1 protein-coding gene is annotated in these 2525 nt (G+C 57.6%); it reads left to right on the forward strand.

From position 1 onward, the window contains the following. The first annotated feature begins 143 nt into the window (after positions 1-143). Positions 144-2486, forward strand: a complete 2343-nt coding sequence (locus tag ACT3UQ_RS19590) for a putative transposase (protein ID WP_444637805.1) — start codon at positions 144-146, stop codon at positions 2484-2486. Positions 2487-2525: the final 39 nt, after the last annotated feature.

Raw genomic sequence — 2525 nt, forward strand, 5'->3', positions numbered from 1 at the left:
CCAGGGTTCTGGACATGCTCAAACAGAACCCACCAAAAGATCCCCGAGAAATCGGGGATCTTTTGCGTTAAACCTCTATTAATTCACACCCACTTTCGATAGAATTTAACTGAACATACTAGTCGGGGCGTGGAGGTGGAAAGATGGCATATATGAACGCCGAACCCTTCCTCACCTTCAACCCACGCCCCGAAGCAATACCCATCGGACACGCGGCAGGTTTACTCGAAGATGATCACGGCGGGCAAGTGTTCATCCACGGAATGCTCTGGCACTCCTGGACCACCGGCGATGACACCTCCAAACGATTAGCAGCTGTGTCGTTGTGGCGGATGAAAGCGGCCTCAGCCGCAGAAATAGGCCACGCCTTCGGCGTCATCGAAGACACTATTTGGCACTGGCACCGCACGCTGAACACCACCGGCCTGAACTCGTTGACTAGTGAGAAACGTGGACCGAAAGGCGGCTCCAAACTCACCAAAGAGGTCATCACCCGCATTCAACAGCTACGCGCCAGCGGCCTGACTCTGACGGCAACTGCCGCGCAAACCGGTGTCTCGGAATTCAGTGTCCGCCGCGCCATGAAGCTGGACCCCGCCACTGGCCAACCACCAGTACCTGGCCAGGATTTGAGGACCGCTGACCTCACCGAAGCAATCCAAGAAGAACTACCGATACTGCCAACCCCGGCGCCACGCACCGAAGAACGCCTCGCCGCGTCCACCGGAACCCTGACCGAAGCGGTCCCGGTGTTCACTCCAGCCGCGAAGATCCCCTACGCCGGACTACTGCTCGCATTACCAGCGTTGGAAGCCACCGGTCTGCTGTCCTGTGTTCATCAGGTGTATTCAGCATTGAAGCCTGGATTTTATGGGCTGAACACCACCATCCTTGAAGCGGTGCTGCGCACCTTGGCCGGGGAGCCACGCGCCGAAGGCGCGAGGCGGTTGAAGCCAGCAGATTTGGGCAGGATTCTGGGGTTGGACCGTGCCCCGGAAGTAAAAACCATCCGCCGCAAGCATCAGGAACTCGCCGCCCAAACCCATGCAGTCGAACTGCTTGTTGCCTTAGGAAAACACCACCTCGCCAGCACGGAACCAACAGGTGAGGGCGATGCGCTGGGGTTGCTGCTGTATGTGGACGGGCACGTACGCTCCTACCAAGGGTCCAAAAAAATCGGTAAGCAGTACTCGACCCGCCTGAAATATCCGGTGCCGGCGTCCATGGAAACGTGGGTTTCTGACGCGTCTGGTGCGCCGGTGTTCATGGTGATGGCCGCGCCGTCCAAGAATCTGGTCGGTGAGCTGCGCGGCCTGGTTCCTCAGTTGCGTACGCTGGTGGGTGACCAGAGGCGGGTTCTGATCGGCTTTGACCGTGAAGGCTGGTCCCCAGCGTTGTTCGAGTATTTGTATGAGCAAGGGTTTGACGTATTGACTTGGCGCAAGGGCAGTATCCCGGACCTTGATCCAGGAATATTCCGTAAGGCGAGGTTCACTAATCAGTGGGGCCAGGATCATGAGTGGAAGCAGGCTGCTGACACTGTCGTCGGGGTTGAGGTGGATGCCAAGGCCCGTAAGAACGCTGAAGCGGCCGGCGAAGCATCGGATGAAACAGGGGCGCTGGTTCCGTCCGTTGGCGTCACCGTGGACGGGATGTTTGGGATGCGGCAGGTCAGCCGGATCGTTGCTGCCGGCAAGCAAGTGCGTGAGAGTACCGGGGAAGCGGATCGCCAGATTCATCTGCTGACTACGAATACTACGTTGAGTGCTGGGGAGTTGATCTTCCATATCGGCAGGCGTTGGCGGCAAGAAAATTACTTCCGATACGCCCGCCAGCACTTTGCTTTGGACTCCCACGACACCTATCAGCACACCGTGGATGACGTGACCCGTAGCGTGCCGAACCCGGCGAAAGAGAAAGCGAAGCAAGCACGAGATGCGGCAGCAGCAGTGGTGAGCACGCTGAGCAGCGTCGCTGACGCACAGATGTTGCGGTTGAACACTCCGGAACCAGGGGAAACCCGGGTGGTCAGTAACGCTGAGGTTAATCAGATTAACGCGCCGGTGATCAAAGCGGAACAAGCACTGCACAAGGCTACAAAGAAGTGGGAGAAGATCCCTGCCCGGCTGCCGTTAGGTGAAGTAAATCCGGGACAACTGGTGTTGGAAACAGAGCATAAGCAGTTGCTTCATGCGGTGCGGATGTCCGCATTCAATGCGTCCATGGCCATGGTCGCTGACATTCGTTCACACACCGGGTTGAGATCTGTGTTCAAGGACGCGAATGAGTTCGTGCGTCAAGCGTTGACCGGTAGTGGGGATTTGGACCCACGAACCGACGGCTTTTTGGACGTCGTCTTGGATCCGTTACCTACCCGGCGGGAAACGGTGGCGTTGGGTGAGATGTGTGAACGGCTCTCTGAGACACGCACCCGGTATCCGGGGACGGACCGGGTGTTGCGGTATCGGGTGAAGAATCATTGCTGAGTGTTGAGTTTATTTTTTAGCCGATGTCCAGAACCCTGA

The organism is Glutamicibacter sp. AOP12-B1-11 (genome assembly GCF_052379245.1).
In the GTDB taxonomy this organism is placed as follows: domain Bacteria; phylum Actinomycetota; class Actinomycetes; order Actinomycetales; family Micrococcaceae; genus Glutamicibacter.